General features: G+C 40.3%; 2 protein-coding genes. Both read right to left on the reverse strand.

The window, feature by feature from the left end:
- On the reverse strand, positions 1-200 hold a 200-nt coding region (locus BDE01S_RS11810), incomplete at its 3' end, for a transposase (RefSeq protein ID WP_174520393.1).
- Positions 201-280: 80 nt separating this feature from the next.
- Positions 281-620: IS630 transposase-related protein (locus BDE01S_RS11150; protein WP_218015882.1), on the reverse strand; the 340-nt coding region annotated here is incomplete at its 5' end.

Consider the following 620-nt stretch of genomic DNA (forward strand, 5'->3'; position numbering starts at 1 on the left):
ACCCAAGATAAAAAGACATTGCTGTTGATACTACAATCATATAGACCGACAGCAAACAACTCATTGTTGTAAATAGCACCAATGGCATTGGTTTGGTTTTTAGTTTGCCAGTTGTAGGTATCATAGCAAGCTTCTCCCCGTCCGGCATAGGCATAAGGTCTGTAACTGTTTACCTTAAAGCCGCTTTCGTCAAGGTAGATGACGGGCTTGTTTTCTTGTTGATACCGCTGTAATTGTTTTAAAAAACGAGACCGACAAAATTTATCTGTCTTAGGATGATTTAACCGCTTTTTTTACGAGTGATGTTAAGGCGCTTTAGCGCTTTGCTTATGGCTCTTTGTGAACAATTAAAGCGAAATGCTCTTTGTCTTTGAAAGTCATCAGGGCGTTCTTGTACATCCTGATGCAGCAATACCAAATCTATTTTGCCTTGACGGTTTTTAGGATAAGGCTGTTTAGTTGGTTGTTTTTGCCAGTTTAAGATGGTGGTTGGGCTGATGTTGTATTCGGCAGAAAGCTGTCGGTAGGTTTTACCATTGCTTAGCTGTTTGAGTACTTGTTGCCTGAAGTCTTTTGAGTATGCCATGGTGGGGGTTGTATCATTTTTTAGGTTCTTTGTC

The sequence above is a fragment of the Bergeriella denitrificans NBRC 102155 genome (assembly GCF_001592185.1).
Classification (GTDB): Bacteria; Pseudomonadota; Gammaproteobacteria; order Burkholderiales; family Neisseriaceae; genus Neisseria; species Neisseria denitrificans.